The organism is Geodermatophilus sp. FMUSA9-8, from assembly GCF_037034165.1.
Classification (GTDB): domain Bacteria; phylum Actinomycetota; class Actinomycetes; order Mycobacteriales; family Geodermatophilaceae; genus Geodermatophilus; species Geodermatophilus nigrescens.
This window is the reverse complement of record NZ_JBAGKE010000024.1, coordinates 1-996: the sequence shown is the minus strand read 5'-3', so window position 1 is coordinate 996 and position 996 is coordinate 1. Positions and strand designations below refer to the sequence as shown.

Sequence of the window (996 nt, the reverse complement as noted above, 5' to 3'; positions counted from 1 at the left end):
GGATCCGCCGGCGGGTGACCCCGGTAGCCGACCGCTGGGCGACCCCGCTAAGAAGACGTTGCGGAAGTGGGTCCTCGGGCTCTGTCCGCTGACGAGGTGTCGGCGCAGGGTGCGGGGCATGTCGTCGTCGGTGTCTTCCCCGCCGCCGCGGCTGATCAGTGACGAGTTGTGGGTGCTGGTCGAGCCGCTGATCCCACCGCGCAGGCCTGCGGTGCACGGCCGCACCGGCCGGCCGCGGACCGCGGATCGGGACGTGCTCGAGGGGATCGCCTTCGTGCTGTCCACCGGCATCGGCTGGGCCAAGCTACCGACCGAGCTGGGCTACGGGTCGGGCTGGACCTGCTGGCGGCGGATGCACGAGTGGGCCGAGGCCGGCCTGTTCGACCGGCTGCACGTCGCCGTGCTGGACCGGCTGGGCGAGGCCGGCCGGCTGGACTGGTCACGAGCGAGCCTGGACTCGGTCAGTGTCCGGGCGAAAAGGGGGGTGAGCTGACCGGCCCGAACCCCACCGACCGCGGGAAACGAGGCAGCAAGTACCACCTGCTCGTCGACGCGGCCGGGCTGCCGCTCAACGTCGCCGTCTCCGGCGCGAACCGCAACGACAGCATGCTGGTGGAGCCGATCCTGGACTCCATGCCGGCGATCCGCCGCGGCGGCCGCGGCCATCCGCGCCGCCGGCCGGTCAAGCTGCACGGGGACAAGGGCTACGACGTCCCGCGCGTGCGCCGCTATCTGCGCCGCCGCGGGATCACCGCCCGGATCGCCCGCATCGGCCGCGACTCCAGCGCCCGCCTCGGCCGCCACCGCTGGGTCGTCGAACGCACCCTGGGCTGGCTGCTGTCCTACAAACGCCTCGCGCTGCGCTACGACCGCACCGCCACGACGATCACCGCGCTGGTCCGGCTCGCGGTCACCCTCATCTGCGCCCGCCGCCTACCGGCGAACTAACGCAACGTCTTCTAAGGGCGCCCTCTGACCTGAGCCGCCGCCGCTCGC

Annotated in this window: 1 protein-coding gene; it reads left to right on the top strand. The window is 73.0% G+C overall.

Annotation, left to right across the window (positions count from 1 at the left end):
• Positions 1–118 precede the first annotated feature (118 nt).
• Positions 119–948 (top strand): IS5 family transposase gene (locus tag WA616_RS24355; RefSeq protein ID WP_442902023.1). Its coding sequence is split into 2 segments (ribosomal slippage): positions 119–475 and positions 478–948, totalling 828 coding nucleotides; the frame shifts between segments, so codons are not numbered across the junction.
• Positions 949–996 lie beyond the last annotated feature (48 nt).